This is a genomic window from Mesorhizobium huakuii (assembly GCF_030160235.1).
GTDB classification, from domain to species: Bacteria; Pseudomonadota; Alphaproteobacteria; order Rhizobiales; family Rhizobiaceae; genus Mesorhizobium; species Mesorhizobium huakuii.
In genome coordinates this window covers 202,668-218,133 of sequence record NZ_BSNY01000027.1, presented here as the reverse complement: position 1 = coordinate 218,133, position 15,466 = coordinate 202,668, and the positions used below count along the sequence as shown (strand labels likewise).

Here is a 15,466-nt window from a genome sequence, read left to right as displayed (position 1 = left end):
GATGGCGTTTCGGCTGGCTCCAACCTCGACGTCGGAAGGGTTCCGGCTCGAGGCCCATGACAGCGTCGGTTCCACCAACACGTTGGCGCTTGACCACGCAAGGGCAGGTGACCCTGGCAGGCTTTGGGTCGTTTCCAAGAAGCAGGAAAGCGGGCGTGGCCGGCGCGGCCGCGCCTGGGTGTCGCCTGAAGGCAATCTGGCGGCGACCTTGCTTGTCATCACCGGCGGTGAACTTCGCCTGGCCGCGACGCTGGGTTTCGTCGCCGGCCTGTCGCTTGCCGATGCACTGGATGCCGTGGTGCCGAAGGGCCGCATCGCCGTCGGGCTCGACGGCGCGAGCCACGGACAGAACCGTTTCGAGTTGAAATGGCCGAACGACGTGCTTGCCTCCGGCGCCAAGCTCGCGGGTATCCTGCTCGAGTCGGCGATACTGGAGGGCGGCCGTTTCGCGGTGGCGGTCGGCATCGGCGTCAATGTGGTGGCGCATCCCAAGGATTTGCCTTATCCCGCGACATCGCTGCAGGCTCTCGGCGCGACATGCGATGCCGAAACGCTGTTCCTGGCGTTGTCCGATGCCTGGAGCGAGAATGCCCGGCTGTGGGATGAAGGCCGCGGCCTTGCCGCCGTCAGGCGGCGCTGGTTGGCGCGCGCGGCGGGGCTTGGCGGCGAGGTTGCCGTCAGAATTGACGGTAATGTGGTGCGTGGCGTGTTCGAAACCATTGACGAGGACTGCCGTTTCGTGATCCGCGACGATGAGGGCACTGTCCTGACGATCGCGGCTGGCGACGTGCATTTCGGCGCGGTCGCGTCCGCTCAGATATAATGGGCTTGGCCTGAGGGCCAGGAAGGGAAAAATCATGGCGAAAGCGGAAAACGCCGAACTCGTCTTCGTGCCGCTGGGCGGCGTCGGCGAGATCGGCATGAACTTCGCCCTCTACGGCTACGGCCCGCCGAGCGCGCGCGAATGGATCGTCATCGATGTCGGCGTCACCTTTCCCGACGCGGCGCATCCGGGCGTCGACCTGATCCTGCCCGACACGCGTTTCATCGAGGAGAACCTAGCCAATCTGCGCGGCATCATCATCACCCACGCGCATGAGGACCATTATGGCGCGCTGCTCGACATCTGGCCGAGGCTGAAGGCGCCGGTGTGGATGACGCCGTTCAGCGCCGGGCTGCTGGAAGCCAAGCGGCAGGGCGAGCAAGGGGCACCGAAGATTCCGCTGACCATCTACCGGGCCGGCGAGAAATTCACCGTCGGTCCGTTCGAGATCGAAGCCATTCCGGTGGCCCACTCGATCCCCGAGCCGATGTCGCTGGCCATCACCACGCCGGCCGGCACCGTCATCCACACCGGCGACTGGAAGATCGATCCGGAACCGACGATCGGGCCGAAGACCGACGAGGCGCGGTTCCGTGCCTATGGCGACAAGGGCGTGCTGGCGCTGATCTGCGATTCGACCAATGCGCTGCGCGAAGGGGAATCGCCGTCGGAAGTCGCCGTCGGGGAGGGGCTCAAGGGCGTCATCCAGAGTGCCGTCGGCCGGGTTGCCGTCACCACCTTCTCCTCCAATGTGGGGCGTATCGTCTCCATCGCCAAGGCGGCGCGCGATGCAGGCCGCCAGTGCCTGGTGCTCGGCCGCTCGCTGAAGCGCGTCATCGACGTCGCCGACGAGCTTGGCTACATGGACGGCCTGCCGGAATTCATTGCCGAGGAGGATTTCGGCTTCATCCCGCGCGAAAACCTGGTCATCATCTGCACCGGCAGCCAGGGCGAGCCGCTGGCAGCACTTGCGAAACTGTCGCGCGACGAGATGAAATCGGTGTCGCTGACGGCGGGCGATACGGTGGTGTTTTCCTCGCGCACCATTCCCGGCAACGAGAAGGCGATCCTCGAGATCAAGAACCGCCTCATCGATCTCGGCATCAAGATCATCGAGGACGGCGACGCGCTGGTGCACGTCTCCGGCCATCCCCGGCGCAGCGAGTTGCGCAAGATGTATGAATGGGTGCGCCCTAGGATCGGCGTTCCCGTGCATGGCGAGGCGGCGCATCTGGTGGCGCAGGGCTCGCTGATGTCGACCTCCGGCATCGGCCAGGTGGCGCAGGTGCGCGACGGCGACATGCTGCGGCTCGCTCCCGGCCCCGCGACCATTATCGACCAGGTGCCGTTCGGCCGCATCTACAAGGACGGCAATCTGATCGGCACCGACCAGGCGATGGGCATTCGCGACCGGCGCAAACTGTCCTTTGCCGGCCATGTCGCGGTCAATGTCGTGCTCGACGACAAGTATGAACTGGCCGGCGATCCAGACCTGGTCGCCATTGGGGTCGCCGAGGCAGACGCCAGCGGCGAAACGCTGGAGGATTTGATGATCGATGCGGCCGTCGGCGCGGTCGATTCGATTCCGCGCCAGCGGCGAAAGGATCTCGACCTCGTGCAGGAAGCGGTAAGGCGCGCCGTGCGCGGCGCCGCCAACGAAGCCTGGGGCAAGAAACCGCTGGTGACGGTGTTTGTCACCAGATGATGGTGGCGGCGGTTTGCTGCTCTAGAGCGTTTCACCGTTTCATGGAAACGGCGAACCGCTCTAACTCTTTGTTCTGACGCAATTCCTGACGGAAAACCGCTCACACTTTTCCTGGAATTGCTCTAGACGTTCAGCTGATAGCTGACCGGAAGCCAGCGAAAAGAACCGTTCACCGATTCGATGTAGCCCAGGCCCGGAAACGGCATGTGATGGCCGGCGACCAGCAGGCGCTGGTCCGCCGCCATCTTCAGCAAACGCTTGCGGGTCTCGATCGCCCGTTCCTTGTCATCATCGAAATCCGCATGCCACTCCGGATGCTGGATGGACACGACATAGTGCAGGAACGCATCCGACCAGATCAGCAATCGATGGCCGCCACTTTCGACGAGAAATGCCAGGAGGCCGGGGGAATGGCCTGATGCGTCGATGGCTGTGATACCCGGCAGCACCTCATCTCCAGGCGCTATGAACGTTGTCCGGTCGGCCAGCCCGCTGCAAATCCGGCGGAACAGATCACGGTTGGCCAACCTGGCCGCGCGCACCGCTGTTGCCTCGGTCCAGAAAGCGAATTCAGCCGCGCCGAACATATAGCGTGCCCGGCTGAAAACGGGTCTGCCGTTGCTGACAAGCCCACCGATGTGGTCCGGGTGGCCGTGGGTGATGACCACCACGTCGATATCATCGGGCCCGAACCCAAGGTCCTGCAAGCAGTCCAGGAGTGAACTGCCCTCATCGCCGCATCCGGTGTCGAACAGGATCCTTTCGGATCCGGTGTCGATCAGCGTCGGGATGAAACAATGCTCGAATCGATCCCGGTCGATGAAGTTGGAGACCGCGAGTTGATGCACCTCGGCTGGCGGCTGTCCGGCCGCGAAGGCTGCCGCGAGGTTGTCTCTGATATCGACAGCGTCGAGCAAGGCGGCGATCTTGAACGAGCCGAGGTCGAAGGTGAAAACGCGGGCGCGGGCGGGGCGGATATAAGACATCGCCGTTTGTACTTTGCGGTTGCCGGCGGGAATAGCCTCGTTCGTGATTCGGCAGAATGTTCACCAAAGTGCGACAGTGCGCGCCTCGTGAATGGCTGTTGATCCCAGCCGATTTGCCGTATGACGCCAGCCAGTGGACAGAAGAGAGATAGCTCGCACATGCTTGGACGGCTGAACCATGTCGCGCTTGCGGTGCCGGATCTGGCTGCCGCCGTTGTCGCCTACCGCAACACGCTTGGCGCCGAAGTGACGGAGCCGCAGGCTTTGCCGGAGCATGGCGTCACCGTGGTGTTCGTCAATGTCGGCAACACCAAGATCGAATTGCTGGAACCGCTGGGCGAGGGTTCGCCGATCGCCGCGTTCCTGGAGAAGAACCCGTCCGGCGGCATGCACCATCTCTGCTACGAGGTCGACGACATCCTGGCCGCGCGCGACCAGCTCAAGGCCGCCGGCGCGCGCGTGCTGGGCGACGGCAATCCAAAAACCGGCGCGCATGGCAAGCCGGTGCTGTTCCTGCATCCGAAGGATTTCTTCGGCACGCTGATCGAACTGGAGCAATCATGAGCTGGGTTTCGTTCACCGCCCTGTTTTTCGCGACCTGGTGGGTGGTGCTGTTCGCGGTGCTGCCGTTCAGCGTCCGCACGCAGGACGACGATCATGACGTGACGCTGGGCACGGTTCCAAGCGCGCCGCGCGGGCCGCATATGCTGCGCGCGGTGATCCGCACCACCATCGCCACGGCGATCCTGATGGGCATTTTCTATGGGCTGACGCATGGGCTCGGCTACAGCCTCAACGACATCCCGCATATCGTGCCGGATTTCGGCCAGACGCCCTCGAAATAGCTCGCCCGGCAAGAGTTCTGCGACGACGTCGATGCGCCGCGGATGCGGATCGAGGCGTCGCTATATTTCACGGCTGATCGCTTGCTGACGCTGGGTCATGTGACCTGACAGCACGCCGCGCTAACCAGATGATTGCACAAAAAAAATGCAAGGCACGAGGCCTTGCAATTAAACGCGTCCGATCTGTTTCCGGTTTCCGGCGGCAGCGAGTAACCGCGCCTAGATCGCATCCTCCCAAGACTTTGACCGCGTAGGAGGGCAGATTTTTCTCCGCCCTCTCGGTTATCGCGGCACACTAGCCTAAGCCGAATGAAAATGTCACGAAGAATTTTGCCTCGAAACAGGCATTCTCGTGCTGCACTGCACAATAGTATGGCATGCTTTGCTTGGGAAACGACCAGCAAGGCTCGACTGAGCCTTTGCGGCATGTTCTGGATTGACGCGCGCAAAGAATTGGCGGCCAATCCGAAGAGGTTAGGCACACTCGATGCCGGCGTGGCCCTAGTCCTGAAACCGGAGGATTCCGGGCCGTAGCGCGCTGATGTGCCGCCATGCCCGGGTTTCCATTCCGTCATGAAATGGCTATGAAGCCGGGGCAAGCAAGCCTGCGTCGCGCCGATTCTGGCGTGGCCGTTCTCATTCACGGACCAGTCCATGCGTTTGTCGCGCTATTTCCTGCCTATCCTCAAAGAAAATCCGCGCGAGGCCGAGATCGTCTCGCACCGGCTGATGCTGCGTGCCGGCATGATCCGCCAGCAGGGGCAGGGCAGTTTTTCCTGGCTGCCACTCGGCAAGCGGGTGCTGGACAAGGTCTGCCAGATCATCCGCGAGGAGCAGAACCGCGCCGGCGCGCTGGAAATCCTGATGCCGACCATCCAGTCGGCCGATCTGTGGCGCGAAAGCGGCCGCTACAACGACTACGGCAAGGAGATGCTGCGCATCAAGGATCGCCAGGACCGTGACATGCTCTACGGCCCGACCAACGAGGAAATGGTCACCGAGATTTTCCGCGCCTATGTGAAGTCCTACAAGGATCTGCCGCTCAACCTCTACCACATCCAGTGGAAGTTCCGCGACGAGGTGCGGCCGCGCTTCGGCGTCATGCGCTCGCGCGAGTTCCTGATGAAGGACGCCTATTCCTTCGACCTCGACTTCGAGGGCGCGAGGGCGGCCTACAACAGGATGTTCGTCTCCTACCTCAGGACGTTTACGCGCATGGGTCTGCAGGCGATCCCGATGAGGGCCGACACCGGGCCGATCGGCGGCGACCTCAGCCATGAATTCATCATCCTGGCGGATACCGGCGAAAGCCAGGTTTTCTGCCATCGCGACTATCTTTCGCTTGCCGTGCCCGGCGCCGACACCGACTTCGCCGATGACGGCGAGATATCAGATATCGTCAAGACCTGGACGACGCCCTACGCCGCCACCGACGAGATGCATGACGAAGCCGCCTGGGAAAAGGTGCCTGAGAGCGACAAGGTTTCAGCACGCGGCATCGAGGTCGGCCACATCTTCCATTTCGGCGAGAAGTATTCCAAGCCGATGGGCGCCAAGGTGACAGGGCCGGATGGCAAGGACCATTTTGCCTCCGGCGGCTCCTACGGCATCGGCCCGTCGCGCCTGGTCGCGGCGATCATCGAAGCCAGCCATGACGAGAACGGCATTATCTGGCCCGACGCCGTTGCGCCGTTCGACATCGGCCTGATCAACATGAAGGTGGGCGACGCCGACTGCGACCGTGTCAGCGAAGAGCTGAATGCCGCCTTCACCGCCGCCGGCAAGGATGTGCTCTATGACGACACCGACCAGCGGCCCGGCGGCAAGTTCGCCACCGCCGACCTGATCGGCCTGCCCTGGCAAGTGATCGTCGGACCGCGCGGCGTGGCCGCCGGTGAGGTCGAGATCAAGAATCGCAGGACCGGCGAGCGCGAGACGCTGCCGATCGCCGATGCGAGAAAACGCTTCGGTGTCGCCGCATGAGCGAGGCGGCGGCGGCAAGATCGGCGGGCGCCGGCCCGTTCTCCTTCTTCGAGCGCACGGTTGCCTGGCGCTATTTGCGCTCACGGCGCAAGGAGACGGTGATCTCGGTCATCGCCTCGATCTCCTTCCTCGGCATCATGCTGGGGGTGGCGACGCTGATCGTCGTCATGGCCGTGATGAACGGGTTCCGCGCTGAGCTTTTGACGCGCATCCTTGGCGTCAATGGCCATCTGATCGTGCAGCCGCTCGATTCGCCGCTCGAGGACTACGCCCAGGTCGCAGGCCGCATCAACGGCGTGCCCGGCGTCAAATACGCCATTCCGTTGATCGACGGCCAGGTTCTGGCACAGGGCAATGTCGGCGGCGGCACGGGCGCGCTGGTGCGCGGTATCAGGGGTGAAGATCTCGGCAAGATCGCCATCGTCGCCAACAACATCAAGCAGGGTTCGCTCGCCGGTTTCGACTCGGGCGAGGGCGTCGCCATCGGCAAGCGCATGGCCGAGAATCTCGGACTGACGCTTGGCGACACCATTACGCTCATCTCGCCCGACGGCGACGTCACGCCGATCGGCACGACGCCGCGCATGAAAGGCTACAAGATCGCGGCGATCTTCGAAGTCGGCATGTCGGAATATGACACCTCCATCGTCTACATGCCGTTCTCCGAAGCGCAGCTCTATTTCAACATGGATGGCCGGGCGCAGACGATCGAGATCTATGTCGACAATCCCGACAATGTCGACGCGCTGAAACCGAAGGTGGAAGAGGCGGCGCAACGGCCCATCGACATGGTCGACTGGCGCCAGCGCAACGAGACCTTCTTTTCCGCCCTGCAGGTCGAGCGCAACGTCATGTTCATGATCCTGACGCTGATCGTGCTGGTGGCGGCGCTCAACATCATTTCGGGACTGATCATGCTGGTGAAGGACAAAGGGCACGACATCGCCATCCTGCGCACCATGGGCGCCTCGCGCGGCGCCATCCTGCGCATCTTCCTGATGACGGGGGCGGCGATCGGCGTCACAGGCACGCTCGCCGGCGTGCTGCTCGGCGTCGTCATCTGCACCAACATCGAATCGATCCGCCAGTTCTTCTCCTGGATGACCGGCAAGGTGCTGTTCAACCCGGAACTCTATTTCCTCAGCCAGCTGCCGGCGAAGATGGATCCGCGCGAGACGACCTATGTCATCATCATGGCGCTTGGGCTGTCCTTCCTGGCAACGGTGTTTCCGGCATGGCGGGCGGCTCGCCTCGATCCGGTCGAAGCGTTGAGGTACGAGTAGTGGCCGAGGTCATTATCGAGCTGAAGAGCGTCGAGCGGCACTATGTCCAGGGGCCGCGCAAGCTCACCATCCTGAACGGCGCCGATTTCTCGTTGAAGCGCGGCGAGATGGTGGCGCTGGTGGCGCCATCGGGCACCGGCAAGTCGACGCTGCTGCACACAGCCGGGCTGCTGGAACGCCCCGACGCCGGCGACGTGATCCTGGCCGGCAGGGCCTGCGGGCGGCTCTCCGACGATGAGCGCACGTCGATCCGCCGCAACGATGTCGGCTTCGTCTACCAGTTCCACCATCTGCTGCCTGAGTTTTCCGCGCTGGAAAACATCATGATGCCGCAGCTGATCAAGGGCTTGCCGCGCAAGGAAGCGGCCGAGCGCGCCGCGCAACTGCTCGACTACATGCAGATCGGCAAGCGCGCCTCGCACCGGCCGTCCGAACTCTCAGGTGGCGAACAGCAGCGCGTCGCCATCGCCCGCGCCGTCGCCAATGCTCCCCTGGTGCTGCTGGCTGACGAGCCGACCGGCAATCTCGACCCGGTCACCGCCTCCTATGTCTTCGAGGCGCTGGGCGCGCTGGTCAAGCAATCGGGCCTCGCGGCGCTGATCGCCACCCACAATCACGAGCTGGCGTCGCGCATGGACCGGCGCGTCACGCTCGCCGACGGCAAGGTCGTGCCGCTTTAAGGCTGTGCCGCACATTGAGGCGAACGGACCGGACTGTCGACACATCCGCGACGATTCGGCGAGGATGGGTTTGACCGGATCTTCATATGGTTTTCCAGACCTCGCCAAGGGCCTGTCGCCCAGCAATGTCACGACCTGTTGATAGGCACCGCGCCGTCAACCTTTCCTTAACCCTGCCGATCTGATCGCCCGGAGATTCTGGGCGGGGTGGATTCTGCGCGTTGACATTGAAACAAAATTAGAACAAATTGAGAACATATCAACAACAGGAGAGAGTTATGACCGATCTGGTTCAGGATGTCATCTCACTGGTTTGCATGAGCACATTCCTCATTTCCATGGCGATCTGGATCGGCGCCATGTGATCTGGCGGCTCTCGCCGCCGTCGTTCCCAGCGGGTGAGCCCGCTTCCCCGTTAAGTCTTTCTTGCCGCCGCGGCGCTAGGGTGCGCCTCTCAGGCAGGGAGCAACATCCAGGTGTCGCCCATCGTCACGGCCGCTCTGGTGGCAAGCAATCTCGGGCTGATCTTTCTCTTGATGACCGTGCCGCTCGGTTTGCGCACGGTCAGGGTCAGCCGTGTGATTGCGATGGACCGCCAGCGCCTCTGGCAGGCGCTGTGGCCGCTCGGCAGCGATGCCGGCTGGTCCGGCGAGATCCTCTCGGCCGAGCTGCTGGACGGGGATGGTGTGTCTCGCATCATGCTGTCGTGGGAAGGTCGCGACGGCAAGCCGATCGAGCGCCGGGCGCGGTTCGAAGACGTCGTCGAGGGCAGCCGCTTCTCGATGTGCGTGCTCGAGGACACCGCGCTCGATGCCTCGTTCTGGAAGGATTATCGCGAGACCGCCGAACTCATTTCGGAAGGCAGCGGCACGCGGGTGACGCTCGGCCGGACGGATCGTTACCGCGGCGTTGCCTTTCTGGTGTTCCGTTATTTCGCCATGCGCCGCGAGCTGTCCAAGCTGGAGCGCTGGGCGATGACCGGGCAGTACCGCAAGGGCGGCTGGTTCGAGCATCCGCTGAGCCAGGTCGGCTTTGCCGTGCTGTCGGCACTGATCCTGTGGCCGTTCTTCGGCCTCCACCTCGGCGGGCTGGCGCTGGCCGCGATCCTGACGTCGGTCGTTGCCTTGCACGAACTCGGCCACATGGCGGCATTCCGGCTGATGGGCCACCGCAAGGCGCGCATGATCTTCATCCCGCTGCTCGGCGGCATCGCCATTGGCGGCCGGCCCTACAACAGCCGGTTCGAAGTGGCCTTCGTGGCGCTGATGGGGGCAGGCTTTTCCGCCTTTATGGTGCCGATCGTCATCGCCGCCAGTGCGCTGGCCGGCAGCGAGGGGCACAGGGGCGCGGCAGCGCTGCTGGCGGCGCTGGCAGGCTGTGCGGCCCTGTTCAACATCGCCAATCTGGTGCCGGTTTGGAAGTTCGACGGCGGCCAGGTACTGCGCCAGATCTGCCCGGGGCCGGTCGCGCTGGCGCTGGCCTCGTTCTTCCTGCTCTCGGCGTTCCTGGCTGTGGGCTGGCGGGCCGGCTTTTCCTCCGGCTTTCTGCTGGCGACGGGAGCGGTCTTTTCAATCCTCAGCCTGCTGACGATGAGCAGCGGGGTGAAGCCGCGCTACGAGCTGAAGCCCATCCGTACCGTTGACCGCTTCGCCATTGCCGGCGCGCTGCTGGCGGTGTTCGTCATCCATGGCTGCGGCGTTCTGTGGGCGTCGGCGCAATTGCTTTGAGCGGGTTGACCCCGAAAGGATCAACCCGTCTTGCGGGCAGCCTCGGCCGGCAAAGCCGCCACGGGACCGAAAACATCCTCGAAGGCTGATTTCAGCGCCAGATCGAGATCGGCCATGCCAACGGGCAGGCCGAGGTCGACGAGGCTGGTGACGCCGTGGTCCTGCACGCCGCACGGCACGATGCCGCCAAAATGCTCAAGTTCCGGTTCGACATTGATGGCGATGCCGTGAAAGCTGACCCAGCGCCGCAGCCGGATCCCTATGGCCGCTATCTTGTCCTCGGCGGGTGAGCCGTCCGGCAGGGCAGGGCGATCGGGCCGCACCACCCACACACCTACCCGGTCCTCACGGCGTTCGCCGCGGACGTTGAAGGCGGCGAGCGTGCCGATGATCCATTGTTCGAGCGCGGCGACGAAGGCGCGCACATCCTCGCGCCGCCGCTTGAGGTCGAGCATGACATAGGCGACCCGCTGGCCAGGCCCATGATAGGTGTATTCGCCGCCGCGCCCGGCCGAAAAGACCGGAAAGCGGTCGGGCTCGATCAGATCCTCGATGCGGGCGCTGGTGCCGGCGGTGTAGAGCGGGGGGTGTTCGACCAGCCAGACCATTTCGCCGGCGGCCCCGCTGCGGATCGCCTCGGCGCGCGCCTCCATGAAGGCCAGCGCATCGGGGTAGGCGGTAAGGCCAGGCTCGATGCGCCACTCGACCGGCGCCGAACCGGGAAGTGGCAGGAACGACGTGGCGATCTGGCTGCGTTCTGTCATAGGTCTTCGTCTTTGTTCATGCATGCCGCGATCCCAAAACCGCCTCGCACTTTCGGGCAACATGCATCCGCCTTCCATATGGCGATATCGGGTGCAAACGTCCAGTTCCGCATGCTCATTGCGATCCTGTGGACCGATATGCCAATCGGTTGAGATTATTGCGCATCGCGCACTTGTTTCGCCGGAAACGATTTGCTACACGCCGCGAGCCGGTCGGTTCCGGCTCCTACCACGTGCGGTCGTGGCGGAATTGGTAGACGCGCAGCGTTGAGGTCGCTGTGGGGCAACCCGTGGAAGTTCGAGTCTTCTCGACCGCACCAAGTTTCCTGAAGCAAGCCTTCGGACGCTTTGAGGCAACCTCCGGCAATCCGGCGATCATCAGACCCTGAGTACGGCGCCGACCCTCCTACAAGGGCCGGACCTCGGGTCCATTCGGCAGATCGAAGGTCACGACGAGGCCGGTTGGCTGGTTGTCGTGCAACTCGATCTTGCCGCCGTGGCCCTGGATGATATCAGCCACGATCGAAAGGCCGAGACCAAAGCCGTGTTTCGACGCAACGCCGCGCGATATGTCCTCCTTGAAGAAGGGTTCGAAAACGCGCGAGCGCGCCGTCATCGAAATGCCCGGCCCATCGTCGCCCACCGCGATGCGCGCCGCCGTATCGGTCTGCGTCAATGCGACGGTGACGTTGCCGGCGAATTTGACCCCGTTGTCGCATAGGTTGGTGATGGCGCGCGCCAGCGCATTGGGTTTGCACCAGCCCAGAAGCCTGTCCGGCCCGGAATAGGAAACCGAAAATCCGACATCGGAGAATTCGGCGCAGACGGTCTGTAGCACGCTGGCAATATCGGCCCGCTGCAGCTTCTCCGTCGAGACGTCGTTGCGCAGATAGGTCAGGGTCTCGTCGACCAGATCCTCGATGTGCCGGACGTCGGACAATATGGCGGTTCGAACGGGGCCGTCATCCATGCGCTCGGCGCGAAGCCGCAGCCGCGTCAACGGCGTGCGCAGATCGTGACTGACGCTGCGCAGCATGCGGGTGCGGTTCTCGATCATCGTGCGGATACGCGTTCGCATCCTGTTCAGCGCGCGCGCCAGGCCGACCATTTCGATGGAGCCGCGTTCGGCGAAAAGCTCATTGCCATTCTCGATCTCGGCTTCTCCCACTGCTTGCGAGATGCGCTTCAACGGCTCCGTCACGGCCCAGACCGCAAACAGCCAGATCAGCACGGGCAAGGCGATGAAAGCCATGAACCTGTAGAACGAGACGCGGACGAAGCCTGATGTCAGCCAGGAATCGGGCATGCCGAAATGCGCCAGGACGCTCTGCTGGTCCAGATCGATGACAAACGCGTAGTGACCGCCGATCCTTATCCAGCGCCCCGGGGTCGAGCCGCTCTCGAGCTGGAGAAGCCATGCGATGCTTCGCCATTGCAGATAGGAGTCCGGAATATTGCTGATTTCTCGCCTGGGCAGGATCCTGAAATCAAAGCCGGCGCGCGTCGCCGTAGCCAGTACGGCGCCGCGGGCTTCGGTTGGTGTTTGGCGCAACAAGGCAGCGACAACGCCGGCCCGCCTGGCGCTATCTTCCACGACGGGAAGGTCGATATTCGCTATCAAGCCTTCGACGACCGATCCGACGGACATGATCGCGATCACCGCGATGAAAATGATTGCCGCGAACTGCCCACGCACCGACTGGGGCAGGAAACGGCGGACCAGGCGCCTCACGCTTCCTCCACCGTCGCGGTGAAGATGTAGCCACCCAGCCGGACAGTCTTGAGAAGAACCGGATCGCGCGCATCCTTTTCGATCTTCTGGCGGATCCGGCTGACATGGACGTCGACGCTGCGCTCGATCGGACCGGCAAGCCCGGCGTGGGTGACGCTGAGAAGCTCCTCGCGCGACAGAACCCGGCCCGCATTGCGGCAGAACGCCAGCAAAAGATCGAATTCATGCGTCGTGGTCGCAACCCGCGCACTGCTGGGGTCATGCAATTGCCGGCGAACTGGATCGAGGCGCCAGCCGTTGAAGCGAAGCACCTTTGTGCGGTCGCGTTCGTCGGGAGCGTAGGCCGTGCGGCGCAGCAACGCCCTTATCCTTGCCGTCAGTTCGCGCGCGCTGAACGGTTTGGTCACGTAATCGTCGGCGCCGATCTCCAGTCCGAAGATGCGGTCGATTTCCTCGCCGAGCGCCGTCAGCATCAGGATCGGAACGTTCGTTTGCGCGCGAAGCCGGCGGCAGATGCTGAGGCCGTTTTCGCCAGGCAGCATGATATCGAGCACGATGAGATCGAATTTCTGGCTGCGAAGCGCGGCGTTCATGCGGACGCCGTTGCCGGCGATTTCCACGATCATGCCGTTTTCCGTGAGCGTCTCTCCCAGCATGCGGGCGATCTCGATATCGTCTTCGACAATGAGGATATGCGGGCCATGCCTCGGCGATTTGAACTCGGCGTTCAGATCGATCCGGCTGGAGCTTGCCGCGGCCTGCATTGCATTATGTGTGGGCATCAAAACCGATTCCCGACGAGAAGCATTCCCGAGGGCTGGACCTTGTCGACGACAACTGGGCTGTCGGCAGCGTCCCCCATGAGAATGCCGACCCCCGCCTGGCCACGCACCATCCAGTTGCGATTGAGCATATATGTGGCGGAAATCGAAAAATCGGCGCGCTTGAACCCGGCGCCGGCATCATATTGGGCCAACCCCGAGCGAGCCGATTGCTCCGGCGTGATGCCAAAATAGGCCTGCATGTATTTTTCATCGGCGAAGACGACCGATGCGCCGGCGCCGACAATCAGCGATTGGGAGAGAGGCCGCGTCACCTCGATGCCAAGCTTGCCCTGCATGCCGTCGCTGCCGCCGACGGTCTTGTCCAGTTGGGCGTAGATTTTCGCCGGACCGAATTTCACCGCCGCCTTGGCGCCGACGACCGCGCCCATGTCGACATCCCCCAGGCCGCGCAGACGATCGGCATCGTCCTCCTTGCGACCCATGTCGTAACCGAGCCGCGCGCTGAGTTCGAACGGCCCGTGTTCATAGACGGCGATGTTGGCGCCCGTCGGATCTACCTTCACCGTGTCGAGGAATGTCGCCGATATGAAAGGCACCGGCATGACCTTGAACTCGTTGCTGCCCTCATATTTGGGGACGATGATGGCGCCGCCGCCCAGGACCACATGCCAGTCGGCCAGTTTCTGTTCGAAGCGCCCGAAACGCGAAGGATCGGGCGGCGGGGTCAGATCCCCAGTATCGTCGGCATCGGTGTCGACGGCAATGGCATCCGCCGCCAGCACGATCTCCGTTGAAAACAGGATTGCCACCGCCGCGAGGGAGGCCCGGCCGGCGAAGGGCCCAAAAACCATTTTGAACATGCATGCTCCAGAGCAGAGAGGCGGTAAAAGCCCCGATGCTCCGGACTATTTCAGGTGAAAATGGCTGCATGCGTGAAGTGATGTTAAGTTTTGTTGCGCAATCTTGGCCTGATCTTGGCTCCTGCAGGAGCACGCTGTCACAAGCGCGGGAGGTCAATCGGCGACTTCTGCTTCCAGAACGCCTCCTTGCCTTCGGCCACCGTCAGACCGGCGAGCTGCTCGGTAACGGCCAGGCGATAGGCCGTGATGTCGATAGAACAACTTCGAAAACGCGGCCGCGGTCTCATAGCCGACACGGGCCGCAATCCGCGCAATCCCCTCGTCGCTTGTTTCGAGCAGAAATGCGGCCTCCGACATCCGGCGCGCGATCAGATAGCGGTACATGGGCTCGCCGACGAGCTTGGTGAAGCGGGCCGAAAATGCTGACCGACCAAGCCCCACGCTTTGCCCGAGCTCGCCAAGCGTCCAGGACCGGTCCGGTCGTTCGTGGATCAACTGAAGGGCCGGTCCTATGTGCGGGTCCGCCATCGCCCCCAGCCAACCGCCTTCCCCGGGGCCGAGCGACTTGATCCAGCTTCGCAGCACCTCGACGAAGAGCACTTCCGTCAGTCGTGAGAGTGCAACGCCTTGGCCGGGATGCGCGTGCGCCGCCTCGCTCACCATGCGTTGTAGAATCGCTTCGAGCCATCCGCCGTCTTCCGTCGGCTTCAGGAGAAGCAAGGGCGGAAGCAATTCCAACACGCTGCCGCGCGAGGGCCGCGCCACAGTGAAATTGCCACAGATCATCGTCGCGAGCGGCTGCTCGCTGCCTCCGTGACGAATGAGGCCAAGACGCCCGGCTAATCGATCGATGTCGACAATCGGTAACGGCTCCGTCCGGCGATCCGAGTAGATCACATGGGGCTCGCCGCGCGTTACGACGACAAAGTCGCCCTCGGTCATGTGGAGTTCTCGTCCACTTTCGAGCGCGAGGGTAGCCGAGCCACGGCTGAGATAGTGGAACAGGGCGTAGGGGCGCGCCGGCAATGCGAGATTCCAGGGATGGCCGAGCTCGAAGTGGAACAGCAAGGTTCCGCCAAGGCGAATGCGATCGAGCACTTCAGCGAGGATGTCCATCTTTCCGATGTTAATACGGCGGACGGTCGGACACAATATTCGGACGATTGAGGCCTAACGTCCAAGTGCCCCACGTATTAGTTGCTCACAAGTCGAGCCAACAGGTCGCGCGGCAACCATCACCCGCAGATGGAAGAACCGCGACTGTTGCCGACACGCCTGCCTTTCCTCGGACCC

The 15,466-nt window shown here is 63.1% G+C and carries 14 protein-coding genes and 1 tRNA gene; 9 read left to right on the top strand and 6 right to left on the bottom strand.

The window, feature by feature from the left end; genetic code table 11:
* The first annotated feature begins 1 nt into the window (after position 1).
* Positions 2 to 823: a biotin--[acetyl-CoA-carboxylase] ligase gene (locus QQK95_RS15135; RefSeq protein WP_284273854.1), complete on the top strand. Its 822-nt coding sequence runs from the start codon at positions 2 to 4 to the stop codon at positions 821 to 823.
* Positions 824 to 857: 34 nt separating this feature from the next.
* Entirely contained in the window at positions 858 to 2,528 is a 1,671-nt protein-coding gene (locus tag QQK95_RS15130) for a ribonuclease J (protein ID WP_284273852.1), read from the top strand.
* A 122-nt stretch (positions 2,529 to 2,650) separates the two neighbouring features.
* On the opposite strand, the gene QQK95_RS15125 is transcribed toward QQK95_RS15130, so the two are convergent.
* The gene (locus QQK95_RS15125; protein ID WP_284273850.1) at positions 2,651 to 3,514 is read right to left on the bottom strand and encodes an MBL fold metallo-hydrolase; all 864 of its coding nucleotides are present in this window, start codon (positions 3,512 to 3,514) and stop codon (positions 2,651 to 2,653) included.
* Positions 3,515 to 3,673: 159 nt separating this feature from the next.
* Between QQK95_RS15125 and mce the strand changes: the two genes are divergently transcribed.
* The 6 genes from mce to QQK95_RS15095 all read left to right on the top strand — a co-directional run bounded on the left by mce (position 3,674) and on the right by QQK95_RS15095 (position 10,032).
* Complete coding sequence (mce, locus tag QQK95_RS15120; protein WP_284273848.1) at positions 3,674 to 4,078, top strand: methylmalonyl-CoA epimerase; 405 nt, start codon at positions 3,674 to 3,676, stop codon at positions 4,076 to 4,078.
* Positions 4,075 to 4,359, top strand: a complete 285-nt coding sequence (locus QQK95_RS15115; RefSeq protein WP_284273846.1) for a DUF1467 family protein — start codon at positions 4,075 to 4,077, stop codon at positions 4,357 to 4,359. The genes mce and QQK95_RS15115 overlap by 4 nt, the downstream gene beginning before the upstream one ends.
* 654 nt (positions 4,360 to 5,013) lie before the next feature.
* Positions 5,014 to 6,342, top strand: coding sequence for a proline--tRNA ligase (gene proS / locus QQK95_RS15110; protein ID WP_284273845.1), 1,329 nt, complete (start codon positions 5,014 to 5,016; stop codon positions 6,340 to 6,342).
* Entirely contained in the window at positions 6,339 to 7,625 is a 1,287-nt protein-coding gene (locus tag QQK95_RS15105) for a lipoprotein-releasing ABC transporter permease subunit (RefSeq protein WP_019858920.1), read from the top strand. The genes proS and QQK95_RS15105 overlap by 4 nt, the downstream gene beginning before the upstream one ends.
* Complete coding sequence (locus tag QQK95_RS15100) at positions 7,577 to 8,305, top strand: ABC transporter ATP-binding protein (protein ID WP_284273839.1); 729 nt, start codon at positions 7,577 to 7,579, stop codon at positions 8,303 to 8,305. Before QQK95_RS15105 ends, QQK95_RS15100 begins: the two co-directional genes overlap by 49 nt.
* 476 nt (positions 8,306 to 8,781) lie before the next feature.
* The gene (locus QQK95_RS15095) at positions 8,782 to 10,032 is read left to right on the top strand and encodes a site-2 protease family protein (protein ID WP_284273838.1); all 1,251 of its coding nucleotides are present in this window, start codon (positions 8,782 to 8,784) and stop codon (positions 10,030 to 10,032) included.
* Positions 10,033 to 10,052: 20 nt separating this feature from the next.
* On the opposite strand, the gene lipB is transcribed toward QQK95_RS15095, so the two are convergent.
* On the bottom strand, positions 10,053 to 10,796 hold the full coding sequence (gene lipB / locus QQK95_RS15090; protein WP_284273837.1) for a lipoyl(octanoyl) transferase LipB: 744 nt from the start codon (positions 10,794 to 10,796) through the stop codon (positions 10,053 to 10,055).
* 235 nt (positions 10,797 to 11,031) lie between these two features.
* On the opposite strand from lipB, the gene QQK95_RS15085 reads away from it, so the two are divergent.
* A tRNA-Leu gene (locus QQK95_RS15085) sits at positions 11,032 to 11,116 on the top strand.
* Positions 11,117 to 11,202: 86 nt separating this feature from the next.
* Here QQK95_RS15085 and QQK95_RS15080 read toward each other — a convergent pair.
* The 4 genes from QQK95_RS15080 to QQK95_RS15065 all read right to left on the bottom strand — a co-directional run bounded on the left by QQK95_RS15080 (position 11,203) and on the right by QQK95_RS15065 (position 15,289).
* Entirely contained in the window at positions 11,203 to 12,528 is a 1,326-nt protein-coding gene (locus QQK95_RS15080; protein ID WP_284273836.1) for a HAMP domain-containing sensor histidine kinase, read from the bottom strand.
* A complete protein-coding gene (locus tag QQK95_RS15075; protein ID WP_284274120.1) occupies positions 12,525 to 13,292 on the bottom strand; it encodes a response regulator in 768 nt (255 codons plus the stop codon). The genes QQK95_RS15080 and QQK95_RS15075 overlap by 4 nt, the downstream gene beginning before the upstream one ends.
* Before the next feature lie 17 nt (positions 13,293 to 13,309).
* Complete coding sequence (locus QQK95_RS15070; protein ID WP_284273835.1) at positions 13,310 to 14,173, bottom strand: MipA/OmpV family protein; 864 nt, start codon at positions 14,171 to 14,173, stop codon at positions 13,310 to 13,312.
* A 153-nt stretch (positions 14,174 to 14,326) separates the two neighbouring features.
* Entirely contained in the window at positions 14,327 to 15,289 is a 963-nt protein-coding gene (locus tag QQK95_RS15065) for an AraC family transcriptional regulator (RefSeq protein ID WP_284273834.1), read from the bottom strand.
* Positions 15,290 to 15,466 lie beyond the last annotated feature (177 nt).